This window comes from Bradyrhizobium sp. Leo114, from assembly GCF_055229415.2.
Genome location: NZ_JBUYEN020000004.1, coordinates 14822 through 29257 on the forward strand (window position 1 = coordinate 14822; position 14436 = coordinate 29257).

Genomic DNA, 14436 nt, shown 5'->3' on the forward strand with positions numbered 1-14436 from the left:
AGCGAAGCGAAGCAATCCATGCCTCCACACGAGGAGAGATGGATTGCTTCGTCGCTTCGCTCCTCGCAATGACGGCGTATGGCTATTCCGCCGCCACGATCGTCCCCTCGACTTCGCCGAAGCCGACGCGATAGCCGTCGCCCTGGCACCAGCCGCGCATGACGAGCGAATCGCCGTCTTCGAGGAAGGAGCGCTTGACGCCGCCTGCAAGTTCGACGGGCTCAGTGCCATTCCAGCTTATCTCGAGCAGGCTGCCGCGCTGGTCCTTCTCTGGCCCGGAGATGGTGCCACTCCCCAAGAGGTCGCCGATATTCATGGCGCAGCCAGAGGAGGCGTGGTGCAGCAATTGCTGCACCGACGACCAGTACATGTATTTGAAATTGGTGCGGCCGATCCGCGCCGGCTCGTTCATCCCGGCCGCACGCAGGCCTACGTCGAGCGTGAGATCATAATTGTTCGGCTGCGTCTGGCGCAGATACGGTAAGGGCGCGGGCTCCTGTATCGGCGCTTGCAGGCGGAACGGCTCCAGCGCCTCGCGCGTCACCACCCATGGGCTGATCGAGGTCGCGAACGCCTTGGCCTGGAACGGACCGAGCGGAACATACTCCCATTGCTGGATGTCCCGCGCGCTCCAATCGTTCAGAATGACGAAACCGAAGATCATCTCTTCGGCCTGTTGCTCGCTCAGCATCTCGCCCATCGTTGACGGCTGGCCGACGACGGCGCCCATCTCGAGTTCGAAATCGAGCCGCTTGCAAGGACCGAAGCTCGGCACCTCCACATTTGGCGGCTTCAATTGGCCGCGCGGCCGGCGCACTTTCGTGCCGCTCACGACGACGGTCGAGGCGCGGCCGTTATAGGCGATCGGCATGTGCAGCCAGTTCGGCTGCAATGCGTTGTCCTTGCCGCGGAACATGATGCCGACGTTGGTGGCGTGCTCCTTGGACGAATAGAAGTCGGTGTAGCCGGCGACCGTGATCGGCAGGTGCAGCTTCACGTCGGCCATCGGCACCAGCGCACGCTGGCGCAGGCGCTCATTGTCGCGCAGCTCGGGATGGTCGTGGCGCAAGAGTTCACTGATCCGCGCGCGGGTGCGCGACCAGACCTTTGGACCAAGAGCCATGAACGGGTTGAGCGAGGACGCGGCGAATACCGCGGGTTCGACCACATCGATGCGGCAGTCCTGCGCGAGCTGCCAGAGATCGAGCACGTAATCGCCGATCGCAACGCCGATGCGCGGAGCCAGACCGTCCTTGGACGAGAACACGCCGTAGGGCAGATTCTGGATCGGGAAATCGGACGCGGGATCGACGTCGATGAAGGAGCGGAGTTTTGGGTCGTTGGGATGGGACATGCTTTCCTGCCAGATCTTTGTGATGCATTCTCCACTCGTCATTCCGGGATGCGCCGGAAGGCGCAGGCCCGGAATCCATTCGGCCACAGACACGGGTGGACAGATGGATTCCGGGCTCGCGCTGCGCGCGCCCCGGAATGACGGAGAGAGCTTATACTATGGCCTGCCCGGATCGAACCGCTTCTCCAGTCCCTTCCAGCAATCGGCGTAGTCGTCCTGCAGCGTCGCCGACTTCGCCGCGAATTCGGTGACGCGCTGCGGGAAGCGGGTTTCGAACATGAAGGCCATGGTGCCCGTTAGCTTCACCGGCTTCAACTCGCCATTGCTGGCGTGATCGAACGCCTCGCGGTCGGGGCCATGCGGCAGCATGCAGTTGTGCAGCGAGATGCCGCCGGGGACGAAGCCCTGCGGCTTGGCGTCGTAGACACCGTAGATCAGGCCCATGAACTCCGACATGATGTTCATGTGATACCACGGCGGCCGGAACGTGTTCTCCGCCACCATCCAGCGCTCCGGGAAGATGACGAAATCGATATTCGCGGTGCCCGCGGTCTCCGACGGCGAGGTCAGGACCGTGAAGATCGAGGGATCGGGATGATCGAACGCGATCGCGCCGACCGGCGAGAAGGTGCGCAGATCGTATTTGTACGGCGCGTAATTGCCGTGCCAGGCGACCACATCGATCGGCGAATGCGGCAGCGTCGTCTTCCAAAGCGAGCCGCCCCATTTCACATAGAGCTCGGTCGGCGTGTCCTTGTCCTCATAACTGGCGACAGGCGTCAGGAAGTCGCGCGAGTTGGCCAGGCAATTGGCGCCGATCGGGCCACGCTCCGGCAGCGTGAAGGCGCCGCCGTAATTCTCGCAGAGATAGCCGCGCGCGGGGCCGTTCGGGATCTCGACGCGGAATTTCACGCCGCGCGGGATCACCACGATCTCGCCGGGCTCGGCATCGATGCGGCCGAACTCGGTGACGAGGCGAAGATTGCCCTGCTGCAGCACGAACATCATCTCGCCGTCGGCATTGTAGAAATGCTGGTCCACCATCGATTTGGTGATCAGATAGACATGCGCCGCCATGCCGGCTTGCGTGTTGGCGTCGCCGGCCGTGGTCATGGTCTGCACGCCCTGCAGGAACGTCTGTTCCTGCGACGGCATCGGCGCCGGATTCCAGCGGAGCTGCTCGATCGGCATCTCGTATTCGTGGCAGGGCGCGGTGCGCCACAGCCCGGCATCGGCTTTCTCAAACCGGCCGGAGTGTTTCACGGACGGCCGAATCCGATAGAGCCAGGAGCGCTCATTGGCGCCGCGCGGCGCGGTGAAAGGCGAGCCGGAGAGCTGCTCGGCATAGAGCCCATAGGCGCAGCGCTGCGGCGAGTTGCGCCCGACCGGCAGCGCGCCGGGCAAGGCCTCGGTCTCAAAGCTGTTGCCGAAGCCGGACATGTAGCCCGGCGTGATTTGCGCGGAGCTCTTGGCGATCACATCAGGCGAGGTGTTGATGTTCATGGTCATCCTCCTCCTTGCAGCGCGGCCCACATTTCGCGGTCGCGCTTGTCGGTCCAGATCACGGGATCATCGATCCCGGACGCTTCGTCATAGGCGCGCGAGACGTTGAACGGCAGGCAATGCTCGTAGATCGCGAAGCTCGAGAATTTCGGATCCATCACCTCGCGCGTCGCCGCCATCGTCTCCTTCAGCGTGCGCCCTTTCGCCACGGAGGCCTCGGCTGCACCGTAGAGCGTCGTGACGAAATCACGCGTCATCGCGATCGCCTCGCGCCCAGTGGCAAGGCCTTTCAACGCATCGCCACGACCGGGCGCGATCGCCTTGGGATTGAAGGCGCGGATCTCGTTCAGCGTCATCGGCCATTCGCGCAAATGCGCATCGCCGCAATAGCAGGCCGAGTGATATTCGATGAGATCTCCGGAGAACATCACCTCGGCATCCGGCACCCAGGCGACGATGTCGCCGGATGTGTGGCCGGCGCCAAGCTGCATCAGCCGCACTTCGCGCTTGCCGAGATAGATCGACATCTCGCCCTCGAAGGTGAGCGTCGGCCAGGTCAGGCCGGGAATGCTCTGGGCGTCCTGGAACAGGCGCGGGAAGCGGCCATACTCCGAATCCCAATCCTGCTGGCCGCGCTCCGCGATCAGGCGGTAGGTCTCCTGCGAGGCGACAATGGCTTGCGCCTTATAGGCGGAAGCCCCCAGCACGCGCACCGCATGGTAATGCGACAGCACGACATATTTGATCGGCTTGTGGGTCACGGTGCGCACGCGCTCGATCACCTTGTTCGCCATCGCCGGCGTCGCCTGCGCGTCGAACACGAGGCAGCCGTCGTCGCCGACGATCACGGCGGTGTTGGGATCGCCCTCGGCGGTGAAGGCGTAGAGATCGCTGCCGATCTCGGAGAAGGTGATCTTCTTCTCCGCAAGATCCGTGGTGGACGCAAAGCCTTTTGCCATCGGGTGTCCTCGTTATTGTTGCTGCTGTTGTTGCTGCTGCTGGCTCGCCTCCAGCATCCGCCGCTTGGCGAGCGCGATCGCTTCGCGCAGCACGTCGATGTCGCCGATATGGTTGGCGAGCACGAGCACCAGCGCGGCATCGAGATCGGCGCTCTGCGCCTCCGTCAAGCCGCGATGCGCTTCGACGACGGCGCGGAAGGCATCGTCCGGTTTTGCGAAGTTCGAGCTGGTCGACAGCGCCATGGCAACCTCAATTGAATCCCGTCGCCCGCGCCAGCGCCGCCTCTAACAGCGGCTGCGTCGGGCGACGGAAGCGTGCGGCGATATAGCCATCGGGCCGCAGCAGATAGGCGGTGCCGGGTTCGGCATCGTACCGCTTGCCGACGAGACCGGTGGCATCGGCGAAACCATCGTCGCCACCGATGCGGATCGTATTTACGCCATCCGGCACATCCACCGCGGCGCCATTACCAAACTCCAGCAGCGTGAACCCCGTTCCCGCGCCGATAAACGCCTCGGTCAGGAACTGCGGATTGCCGCTGCGTCCAGCAATCGGCGCATCCGGCATGGACGCGCCCGGCCGTGGCCCGCCGCACCATGCGTCACCATCCGGCGTCGACAGCGGCGTGTCGTAAACCGACGGCACCGACAGCCGGCCGCCATTGACCATGCGCTTGCCGAACTCGGTCTCCTTCGCCAGCGCCAGCACCGCCTGGCGCAGCCGCGCCTCCTGCCGCGAGTTTGGCGCCATGAAATCGGTGGAGCGGGTGGATTCGCGGATGTTCTCATCGGCCGCGGCGCTGCGCTCGATGTGATAGCTCTCGAGGAGCGATTCTGGAGACGTCCCGCGCAGCACGCGGTCGAGTTTCCACGACAGATTCTCGGCGTCCTCGAGCCCGGAATTGGCGCCGCGCGCGCCAAACGGCGAGACCTGGTGCGCGGCGTCGCCGGCAAAGATCACGCGGCCGTGGATGAACTTGTCCATCCGCCGGCACTGGAATTTGTAGAGCGAGATCCACTCGAAATCGAACTTGTCGTGGCCGAGCATGCGTGCGATCCGCGGCCGGACATTTTCCGGCTTCCTTTCATGCATCGGGTCTGCATCTGGATGGAGCTGCAGATCGATCCGCCAGACATCGTCCGGCTGCTTGTGCAACAGCGCCGAGCGCCCGGCATGGAACGGCGGGTCGAACCAGAACCAGCGCTCGGTCGGGAACGCCGCCGTCATCTTGACGTCGGCGATCAGGAACTGGTCCTCGAACACCTGGCCGGAAAATTCCGCGCCGACCATTTTGCGCAGCGACGAGCGTGCACCGTCGCAGGCGATCACGAAGGAAGCCCGAATCCTGTAGGCGCCCTCCGGCGTCTCGATCGTCAGCGCCACGCCATCGTTGCGGCTTTCCAGCGCAACCACCTTGTTGCGCCAGCGCAGGTCGATCGCCGATAACTCGCGCACGCGATCGACCAGATAGGCCTCGGCATAGAATTGCTGCAGGTTGATGAAGGCCGGCCGCTTGTGACCGTCCTCCGGCAACAGGTTGAACTGATAGAGCTGGGAGGCGCCATGGAAAATCTTACCGACGCTCCACATCACGCCCTTCTCGACCATGCGGTCGCCGACGCCAAGCCGGTCCCAATATTCCAGCGAGCGCTTCGCGAAGCAGATCGCGCGCGAGCCTTCGCCGATCCGGTCGGCGTCGTCGAGCAGCACCACAGGTTGCCCGCGCTGGGCGAGATCGATCGCGAGCGACAATCCCACAGGGCCGGCGCCGACCACCACGACCGGATATTCAGCCGCGTTATCCGCTACCCGATCCTGGTCGGGATGCCTCTGATAGCCGAACCGGGTTTTGCCCTGCGTCATCCGCTCAAACCCTTGCCGCTTCCTCGTGGCCCTGTTAAATTAGTCTCACTTGCAACGATCTTAAACCCCCTGACGGCACCGCCGTCAACTCCCCCTCGGAGGCATTTTGACGAAATCGGTTTCGAGCGACGACATGGCGGCGACGCGATTCGAACCCGACTCGGTCGCGCCGCAGGAGGACGCGGCGGCCAAGAAAAGGCTCGACCTCTTCCACTTCATGCCGTTCCGCCTGAACCGATTGGCGGCGGAGGTGAGCTCGGCGCTTTCCGCCGAGTATCAGGCGCGCTACGGGCTCGACATCCCCTCATGGCGCGTGCTGGCGACGCTCGGCTTCCGCCGCGAAGCCTGCAGCGCGCAATACATCGCCGATTGCACGCGGACACATAAGTCGACCATCAGCCGCGCCGTCACCACGCTGATGGAACGGCAGATCATCGAGCGCGTCGAGAATGCCGACGACCGCCGCGAATTCCGCCTGCAGCTCACCCGCAAAGGCAAGGCGCTGTACGAGGAACTGATCCCGCGCCTGCTCCGAAGGGAGCAGGAGATTTTCTCATGCCTGTCGGCGCAGGAGCGGCGGCAACTCGGAAAACTGCTCGGCAAGATCGAGCACGGCCTTGAGCTGGTGCAGACCAGCGAAGAGGCGGACGCGAAGGAAACGTATTAGAGCATGATGTCATTTGGTTGAATCGGCGTGACCGCGATTGTCCACCTCTCCCATAGGGAGAGGTCGGCGCGCAGCGCCGGGTGAGCGGTTACGGTTCCTCGATGGAGCTCATCCCCCTCACCCGGATCGCATCTCACGATGCGATCCGACCTCTCTCCGTCGGGGAGAGGTAAGGCACCTCCGACGTGGCGCCAATTCGACCTGATCTCATCATGCTCTAGGACGTACCGTTGTGAGACCCTCATGGTGAGGAGCCGCAAAGCGGCGTCTCGAACCATGAGGCCCGGCCGGTGGCCTCATCCTTCGAGACGCCTGCTGCGCAGGCTTCTCAGGATGAGGGGCGGCTGATGTGCTTCGTAATGACGCGCAAGGCGCCAGCAACACCTACTTCGCAAACGAGCGCGAGGGCGCGAGATGCAGCGCATACGCATCGACCTTGTCGCTCGCGCGCGGATAGATCTCGGCGACGATTGGATCATGCCCGGGGATGAAACGATCGGGATGTCCGGCGAGCCGCTCGACGGTTTCCCAGCCGATCGCCATGTCGCCGATATTGTAGACGATCGGAAACGGACTGCGCTTGTGCAGATTGGCGTAGTAATGCGCGGCATCGGATGCCAGCACCACGGGGCCGCGCGCGGTCTCGACCCGCACCACCTGTAGCCCATCTGAATGGCCGCCGACACGGTGCACGGTGATTCCAGGCGCGACCTCGCCATCTCCGGAGTGGAACGTGACGCGCTCGCCATACACGTGGCGAACCATCAGCGTCACATGCTCGATCGAGAACGGGTGCCGCAGCATGCCATTGCACATGCATCGTCCGGTCGCGTAGCTCATCTCGCGTTCCTGCAAATGGAAGCGAGCGTTCGGGAAGCGATCGAGATTGCCGGCGTGGTCGTAATGCAGGTGGGTGACGATCACGTCCCGAATCGATGCCGCCGAAACGCCAAAGCGATCCAGCGCATCGACCGGATTGAGAGTCAGCTTGCGGGCGCGCAGCTCGGCCTCCTCGGCATTGAAGCCGGTGTCGACCAGAATGTCGCGGCCCGCTCCCCGAACGAGCCAGACGAAGTAATCGAGGGCCTGCGCCGCGGTCTCATGCGGATCGGGCGCAAGAAAGTTCATGTTCGGGGTGCGCGGCGACATCGTCGCATAGCGCAGAGCATAGATCTCGTAGGCGTTTCCCATTGGCGTCGCTTTTCTTGGTTGAGTGGCCGCTTGCGCGACAAGCAAGCCATTGTCATCCGCAAAGGTCAAATCCTGCAGGCCTGCTGCGGCTGCATGACAGGACCGTGCGAGCCAATGTGAGAGGGCGTCAGGGTGAGGGGGTGTCGCATTGCGGTCCGCGGCGTTGTCGACGGAACCAGCGCTGCCACCGGAACAACCGTGCTTCATTCCCTGCCGGAAGCCGCTTCTTCGCGCTTAATTGTCGCAATTAACGACGACGGCGCAAGTGGTTGACGGCCCATGGGCGCGGTTTGATAATGCCGGTTGCGTGAAGTAAGGTCGCCGCGGCGCAGACCGGGATCGGCGTCTTTTTGGCTAGACTGCGGCGATTATGCACATCTGCTTTGCTTTGCTCCTCACATTGATTTTTGCCGTCGCCTCGACCGCACCCTCTTTCGCTGCGGGCGACCGTTTCGCCCTGGTGATCGGCAACGCCAAGTATCCGGACGCGGATGCGCCGCTGAAGGAGCCGATCAACGACGCGCGCGACGTCGCCGACGAGCTCAAGCGCGACGGCTTCAATGTCGACATCGGGGAAAATCTGACCGGCGAACAAATGCGGCACGCCTTCGAGCGACTCTACGGCAAGATCAAGCCGGGCTCGGTCGTCCTCTTGTTCTTCTCGGGCTATGGTATCCAGTCCAGCCGCCAGAGCTATATGATCCCGATCGATGCCCAGATCTGGAGCGAGGCCGACGTCCGCCGCGACGGTTTCAGCCTCGAGACGGTGCTCGGCGAGATCAACAGCCGCGGCGCCGGCGTCAAGATCGCGCTGATCGATGCTTCCAGGCGCAACCCGTTCGAGCGCCGATTCCGCAGCTTTTCAGCCGGCCTTGCGCCGGTGATCGCGCCGAACGGAACGCTGGTGATGTATTCGGCGGCGCTGTCGTCCGTGATCTCGGACAATGGCAGCGACCACAGCCTGTTCGTGCGGGAATTGCTCAAGGAGATCCGCACCCCCGACCTGATGGCGGAAGAGACGCTGAATCGCACCCGTGTCGGTGTCACCCGCGCCTCGCGCAGCGAGCAGGTGCCGTGGATCTCGTCTTCGCTCGCGGAAGATTTCTCTTTCGTTCCAGGTTCAGCGGCGCGGCCGCAGAGCCCGCCGCCGCCCGAACCTCCGCCGCCACCGCCGGCTCAGTCGGCGGTCGCCCCGCCGGCCCCACCTGCTCCGCCGTCGCCGCCGCCCGCGCCTCCGGTGCAGACCACCACGGCGCCGCCTCCGTCCGAGCAGTTGCCATTACCACCTCCGCCGATGCCGCGGCCGGCGGACGTCGCCGCACCGTCGACACCACCCGCCCCGAAGCAGGCCGACACGCTGGCCGATGATCCGACCATCAAGACCCTGACGGCACGGCTCAACGACAATCCGGATGATGCAGCAGCTCTTTACCGCCGCGGTCAGGTCTATGCCAGCAAGGGCGCCTACGAGCTCGCGATCAAGGACTTCGACAACTCGCTTCGATTAAACCCCAAGGATGTCGAAGCCTACAACAACCGCTGCTGGGCCCGCACCGTGATCGGCGACCTGCAGGCTGCGCTGAAGGATTGCAACGAGGCGCTGCGGCTGCGGCCGAATTTCGTCGACGCGCTCGACAGCCGCGGCCTTTTGAATCTGAAGAGCGGGCAAACCAAGAACGCCATTGCCGATTTCGATGCGGCGCTGAAGCTCAATCCCAGGTTGACGTCATCTCTCTACGGACGCGGGCTTGCCAAGAAGCGCAACGGCTCGGTCGCGGAAGGGGATCTGGACATCACCAACGCCAAGGCGATGGACCCGAATATCGTCAAGGAATTCGCCGATTATGGCGTGCAGTGACGACAATTTTGATAGCTGGTTCCGTCCGGCCTCGAACCTCGGACGGGATGTGCGAGACTAAGAATTTAAGATGGGCCGGGATCGAGCACCGGCAGTGATTTGGCTAATCGATTTGAAATCGCGCGCACGGCGCAACGGGGGCTGACAATGTTCGAGATCACCGCGAAGAAGAATCTTGCTGCGATGCTTTCGGTTGCGACGATCGGCGCCACGCTTGCCCTTGGCATGGTGGCCGCCCGGGCCGGCGACAACGTCACCGAAGAGCAGATCCTGAGGGCGCTGACGCCGGAGAAGAAGCCATTGACCCGCGGCCTGTCGATCGGGCCGAAGGTCGAGCCAGCCGCAAACGCCGCGGAGGACAAGTTCGTGCAGACGATCCGCGGCCGCTCCACCCGCTCGCTGTCGTCGGCCGAGCGCGAGGAGATCGCGACCATCGTCAAGGACAAGCCCAAGATCGATCTGGAGATCAACTTCGATTACAATTCGGCGCAGATCAACGCCAAGTCGCTGCCCTCCGTGCAGGCCTTGGGCCGCGCTCTGACCAATGCCGACCTGAAGGGCTCGACCTTCGTCGTAGCCGGCCACACCGACGCCGCCGGCAGCGAGGCCTTCAACCAGGACCTCTCCGAGCGCCGCGCCGAGGCGATCAAGCGCTATCTCGTCGACAAATATGGCGTCAACGGTTCCGATCTCGTCACCGTCGGCTACGGCAAGAGCAAGCTGAAGGATCCGAGCCAGCCGCTGGCGGAAGCGAACCGCCGTGTGCAGGTCGTGAACATGGAAAACAACGCAACCGCGTCCAAGTAATCCCGTCCGGGTAAACGGCGTAGCGCCACGTGCTATTTTAAGGGTAATATGCGTCTCGCACCCCTGCGAGACGCATTTGTTTTAGCAATAAGACTGAAAACAATTCGAAGCGTTCCGCTTCAGCTAAACTTCAGGTCTGGATCGATCCGGCGATGAAATTCTCCGAATACCTAAAGCCTGTGCTCGGAACAGTCTTCGTCGTCGCACTCGGCGCCGGCTACTACTGGTTCGAGCACCGGCCGCGTCCGGAAGAGAAGGACACGCCGGGCCAGGCCCTCGTCGTCGTCACCAAAGCCACCAATGCTTGCTTCTCCGACATGGTGCGCGTCACCGGCCATATTGTGCCGCGGCGCGAAGCGCAGGTTGGCGTCGATCACGAGGGCTCCAAGGTCAGCGATGTCCTGGTCCGCGAGGGCGACACCGTGACCGAGAACCAGGAACTGGCGCGGCTGACCCCGCCGCCGCAGCAACAACAACAGCAGGCAGCCCAGGGCGGCGGACGCGCAGCATCGCTTTCCTTGCGCGCGCCGGCCGCGGGCCTGGTCACCGAGGTGCGGACCGCCGTGGGCGCCCCCGCCTCGCCGCAGGCCGGACCGATGTTCCGCATCGCGATCAACAACGAAATCGAGCTGGAAGCCGAGGTGCCGAGCATTCACCTCTTGAAGCTCAATCCGGGCGCGACCGTGCGGATCAGCCGCGACGATGCGCCCGACATGGTCGGCAAGGTACGGCAGATCTCGCCGCAGATCGACCGCAACACCCAGCTCGGCCGTGTCAGGATATCCCTTACCAACAATCCTTCGCTGAAGGTCGGCATGTTCGCCCGCGCCAATATCGACGCCAAGCGCTCTTGCGGCGTCGCCGTTCCGCGCACCGCGATCGACCGCCTTACGTTGCAGGTCGTCAAGGGCAACACGATCGAGACACGGAAAGTGCGGGTCGGGCTGACCTCGGACACCTCAACGGAAATCCTTGAGGGCCTCGACGTCGGCGAAATCGTCGTCGCCGACGCTGGCACCTCGCTGCATGACGGCGACCAGATCAAGATCATGTTCGCCGACGAACTCGAGCGCACGCGGACACGCTAATGGCTTTGAACATCTCGGCTTGGTCGATTCGGAACCCACTGCCGTCGATCGTCTTCTCGATCATCCTTTTGGTGCTGGGCTGGGTCTCCTTCACCAAGCTTGCGGTCACGCGGCTGCCGAGCGCCGATATCCCCGTGATCTCGGTTGCGGTGTCGCAGTTCGGCGCAGCACCGTCGGAACTGGAAGCGCAGGTCACCAAGACGATCGAAGACGGCGTCTCGGGCGTCGAGGGCGTGCGCCACATCTCCTCTTCGATCACCGACGGCCTGTCGGTGACCACGATCCAGTTCGCGCTGGAGACCAACACCGATCGCGCGCTGAACGACGTCAAGGACGCCGTCACCCGCGTCCGCGCCAACCTGCCGCAAAACGTCACCGAACCGCTGATCCAGCGCGTCGACGTCATCGGCCTGCCGATCGTCACCTATGCAGCGATTTCACCGGGCAAGACGCCGGAGCAGCTTTCCTATTTCGTCGACGACGTGGTCAAGCGCGCGCTGCAGGGCGTGCGCGGCGTCGCCCAGGTCGAGCGCATCGGCGGCGTCGAGCGCGAGATCCTGGTCTCGCTCGATCCCGACCGGCTGCAGGCGGCGGGGCTGACAGCCGTCAATGTCAGCCAGATCCTGCGCGGCACCAATGTCGACCTCGCCGGCGGCCGCGCCGAGATCGGCAAGAACGATCAGGCGATCCGCACGCTCGCCGGCGCCAAGACGCTGAACGAGCTTGCCGGCACCATGATCCCGCTGTTCGGCGGCGGCGAGGTGCGGCTCGACGATCTCGGCACGGTGACCGACACCATCGCCGATCGCCGCACCTTCGCCCGCTTCAACGGCGAGCCGGTGGTCGCGCTCGGCATCAAACGCTCCAAGGGCGCGAGCGATGTGGTGGTCGCCGCCGCGGTGCAGAAGCGGATCGATGCGCTGAAGGCCGCCTACCCCGATGTCGATCTCAAGCTGATCGACACTTCGGTCGAATTCACCAAGGGCAACTATGAGGCGGCGATCTCGACCCTGTTCGAGGGCGCGATCCTCGCCGTCATCATCGTGCTGTTGTTCCTGCGCGACCTTCGCGCCACCATCATCGCCGCGGTCTCGCTGCCGCTATCGATCTTCCCGGCGTTCTGGGCGATGGACATTCTGGGCTTCTCGCTCAACCTCGTCAGCTTCCTCGCCATCACGCTCTCGACCGGCATCCTGGTCGACGACGCCATCGTCGAGATCGAGAACATCGTGCGCCACATGCGCATGGGCAAATCGCCCTATCGCGCTGCGCTGGAAGCCGCGGACGAGATCGGGCTTGCGGTGATCGCGATCTCGCTCACCATCATCGCGATCTTCGCGCCGGCGAGCTTCATGTCTGGTATCGCCGGTCAGTTCTTCAAGCAGTTCGGCATCACGGTGTCGGTTCAGGTGTTCTTCTCGCTGCTTGCAGCGCGCTTTGTCACGCCGATGCTGGCTGCCTATTTCCTCAAACATCAGGCGCACGAGGAGCCGCCGCCGGGCCGCATACTGCGGACCTATCACAGCCTGGTCACCTGGTCGGTGAAGCATCATTACATCACAGTGGTGATCGGCTTTGCCGTCTTCGCGGCATCGATCTGGAGCATCAAGCTGCTGCCGCAGGGATTCCTGCCGGCGCAGGACACCGCGCGCTCGCTGCTGGCGATGGAGCTGCCGCCGGGCTCGCAGCTTGCGCAGACCGAGAAGGTGACGGAAGAGATCGTCGCGCGCCTGCGCAAGCGGCCGGAGGTGAGAAGCATATTCGTCGACGGCGGCCGGGTTCCGCCGGGCACGCAGGAAGTGCGGCGTGCCGCGCTCATCATCAACTACACGCCAAAGAACGAGCGCAAGATCACCCAGCGCGAGCTCGAGCTCTCGATCGGCAATGAGCTCGAGAACGTCCCCGACATCCGCTACTGGTTTCTCGACGAGAACGGCCTGCGCGCGATCTCGCTGGTCGTGACCGGCGTCGACAGTAATATCGTCAACAACGTCGCAAGCGAGCTGGCGACGCAGATGAAGCGGATTCCGATCATTGCCAATGTGATCTCGGAAACCGCGCTCGATCGTCCCGAACTGCGCATCCGCCCGCGCTCCGAACTGGCGGCGCGGCTCGGCGTCTCCACCGAAAGCCTGTCGCAGACGATCCGCGTGGCAACCATCGGCGATGTCGGCCCGGCGCTGGCGAAATTCGATGCCGGCGACCGCCAGGTGCCGATCCGCGTCCAGCTCGAGGATAGCGCGCGCAGCGACCTGCAGATGCTGCAGCAATTGCGGGTGCCGCTCGGCCAGCGCGGCGAACGCGGCGGCGTTCCATTGTCTGTTGTCGCCGACATCCAGCTCGATCAGGGGCCAACCAGCATCAACCGCTACGACCGCGAGCGGCAGGCCACCGTCGCGGCCGACCTCGTCGGCAACGCCGCGCTCGGCGATGCCACCAAGCAGATCTATGAACTGCCGGTGATGAAGAGCCTGCCGAAGGGCGTCAAGGTGAGCCCGTCGGGTGACGCCGAAAGCCTCAATGAGCTTTCGGATGGCTTCGCCACCGCAATCACCGCCGGCCTGATGATGGTCTATGCGGTGCTGGTGCTGCTGTTCGGCACCTTCCTGCAGCCGATCACCATCCTGTTCTCGCTGCCGCTTTCGATCGGCGGCGCGATCGCCGCTCTGCTGCTCACCGGCAAGCAGCTCACGACGCCTGTGTGGATCGGCATCCTGATGCTGATGGGCATCGTGACCAAGAACGCGATCATGCTGGTGGAATTCGCCATCGAGGCGATCCGCGCCGGCAAACGCCGCGAGGAAGCGATGATCGATGCCGGCATGAAGCGTGCGCGCCCGATCGTGATGACGACCGTTGCGATGGTGGCCGGCATGATGCCGAGCGCGCTGGCGGTCGGCGCCGGCGGCGAGTTCCGCTCGCCGATGGCGCTCGCCGTGATCGGCGGCCTGCTGTTCTCGACGGTGCTGTCGTTGGTGTTCGTGCCGGCGATGTTCATGGTGATGGACGACGTCGGCAACGTGATCTGGCGCTTCGGCAAGCGGCTGATCGTCTCGCACGCCGACGAGGAACCGCCCTCCGACCACCACGGCGAGCCACCGGCCAAGCAGCCGCCCACGATGGTGTCGCCCGCGGCGGAGTAGCG

The 14436-nt window shown here is 64.0% G+C and carries 11 protein-coding genes; 5 read left to right on the top strand and 6 right to left on the bottom strand.

Annotation, left to right across the window (positions count from 1 at the left end; translation table 11 throughout):
* Positions 1-82 precede the first annotated feature (82 nt).
* The 5 genes from fahA to ACZIRK_RS06110 form a co-directional block, all read right to left on the bottom strand.
* Positions 83-1354: a fumarylacetoacetase gene (fahA, locus tag ACZIRK_RS06090; RefSeq protein ID WP_130228959.1), complete on the bottom strand. Its 1272-nt coding sequence runs from the start codon at positions 1352-1354 to the stop codon at positions 83-85.
* 156 nt (positions 1355-1510) lie between these two features.
* Positions 1511-2857 (bottom strand): homogentisate 1,2-dioxygenase, encoded by a 1347-nt coding sequence (gene hmgA / locus ACZIRK_RS06095; protein WP_165435476.1) that lies wholly within the window; start codon positions 2855-2857, stop codon positions 1511-1513.
* A 2-nt stretch (positions 2858-2859) separates the two neighbouring features.
* The gene (locus ACZIRK_RS06100; protein WP_130228957.1) at positions 2860-3816 is read right to left on the bottom strand and encodes an MBL fold metallo-hydrolase; all 957 of its coding nucleotides are present in this window, start codon (positions 3814-3816) and stop codon (positions 2860-2862) included.
* A 12-nt stretch (positions 3817-3828) separates the two neighbouring features.
* Positions 3829-4059, bottom strand: a complete 231-nt coding sequence (locus tag ACZIRK_RS06105) for a DUF2783 domain-containing protein (RefSeq protein WP_028162352.1) — start codon at positions 4057-4059, stop codon at positions 3829-3831.
* 7 nt (positions 4060-4066) lie between these two features.
* Positions 4067-5680: an FAD-dependent oxidoreductase gene (locus ACZIRK_RS06110; protein ID WP_463327071.1), complete on the bottom strand. Its 1614-nt coding sequence runs from the start codon at positions 5678-5680 to the stop codon at positions 4067-4069.
* 133 nt (positions 5681-5813) lie between these two features.
* Here ACZIRK_RS06110 and ACZIRK_RS06115 point away from each other — a divergent pair, with 133 nt between their 5' ends.
* Positions 5814-6347 carry a MarR family winged helix-turn-helix transcriptional regulator gene (locus ACZIRK_RS06115; protein WP_130228955.1) on the top strand — a complete coding sequence of 178 codons (534 nt, stop codon included), beginning with the start codon at positions 5814-5816 and terminating at the stop codon, positions 6345-6347.
* 384 nt (positions 6348-6731) lie between these two features.
* On the opposite strand, the gene ACZIRK_RS06120 is transcribed toward ACZIRK_RS06115, so the two are convergent.
* Entirely contained in the window at positions 6732-7538 is an 807-nt protein-coding gene (locus ACZIRK_RS06120) for an N-acyl homoserine lactonase family protein (RefSeq protein ID WP_463327072.1), read from the bottom strand.
* Positions 7539-7908: 370 nt separating this feature from the next.
* On the opposite strand from ACZIRK_RS06120, the gene ACZIRK_RS06125 reads away from it, so the two are divergent.
* From ACZIRK_RS06125 to ACZIRK_RS06140, 4 genes are all read left to right on the top strand, one after another.
* Complete coding sequence (locus tag ACZIRK_RS06125; protein WP_463327073.1) at positions 7909-9396, top strand: caspase family protein; 1488 nt, start codon at positions 7909-7911, stop codon at positions 9394-9396.
* A 147-nt stretch (positions 9397-9543) separates the two neighbouring features.
* Positions 9544-10203, top strand: a complete 660-nt coding sequence (locus ACZIRK_RS06130) for an OmpA family protein (RefSeq protein WP_130230268.1) — start codon at positions 9544-9546, stop codon at positions 10201-10203.
* A 152-nt stretch (positions 10204-10355) separates the two neighbouring features.
* Positions 10356-11291, top strand: a complete 936-nt coding sequence (locus tag ACZIRK_RS06135) for an efflux RND transporter periplasmic adaptor subunit (protein WP_130230266.1) — start codon at positions 10356-10358, stop codon at positions 11289-11291.
* Entirely contained in the window at positions 11291-14434 is a 3144-nt protein-coding gene (locus ACZIRK_RS06140) for an efflux RND transporter permease subunit (RefSeq protein WP_130230264.1), read from the top strand. Before ACZIRK_RS06135 ends, ACZIRK_RS06140 begins: the two co-directional genes overlap by 1 nt.
* The last annotated feature ends 2 nt before the right edge of the window (positions 14435-14436 follow it).

Coding starts and splice junctions, on each gene's coding strand:
- ACZIRK_RS06110 (WP_463327071.1), bottom strand. CDS start 5,680: ATGACGCAGGGCAAAACCCGGTTCGGCTATCAGAGGCATCCCGACCAG.
- ACZIRK_RS06130 (WP_130230268.1), top strand. CDS start 9,544: ATGTTCGAGATCACCGCGAAGAAGAATCTTGCTGCGATGCTTTCGGTT.
- fahA (WP_130228959.1), bottom strand. CDS start 1,354: ATGTCCCATCCCAACGACCCAAAACTCCGCTCCTTCATCGACGTCGAT.
- ACZIRK_RS06105 (WP_028162352.1), bottom strand. CDS start 4,059: ATGGCGCTGTCGACCAGCTCGAACTTCGCAAAACCGGACGATGCCTTC.
- ACZIRK_RS06140 (WP_130230264.1), top strand. CDS start 11,291: ATGGCTTTGAACATCTCGGCTTGGTCGATTCGGAACCCACTGCCGTCG.
- ACZIRK_RS06120 (WP_463327072.1), bottom strand. CDS start 7,538: ATGGGAAACGCCTACGAGATCTATGCTCTGCGCTATGCGACGATGTCG.
- ACZIRK_RS06135 (WP_130230266.1), top strand. CDS start 10,356: ATGAAATTCTCCGAATACCTAAAGCCTGTGCTCGGAACAGTCTTCGTC.
- ACZIRK_RS06115 (WP_130228955.1), top strand. CDS start 5,814: ATGGCGGCGACGCGATTCGAACCCGACTCGGTCGCGCCGCAGGAGGAC.
- ACZIRK_RS06125 (WP_463327073.1), top strand. CDS start 7,909: ATGCACATCTGCTTTGCTTTGCTCCTCACATTGATTTTTGCCGTCGCC.
- hmgA (WP_165435476.1), bottom strand. CDS start 2,857: ATGAACATCAACACCTCGCCTGATGTGATCGCCAAGAGCTCCGCGCAA.
- ACZIRK_RS06100 (WP_130228957.1), bottom strand. CDS start 3,816: ATGGCAAAAGGCTTTGCGTCCACCACGGATCTTGCGGAGAAGAAGATC.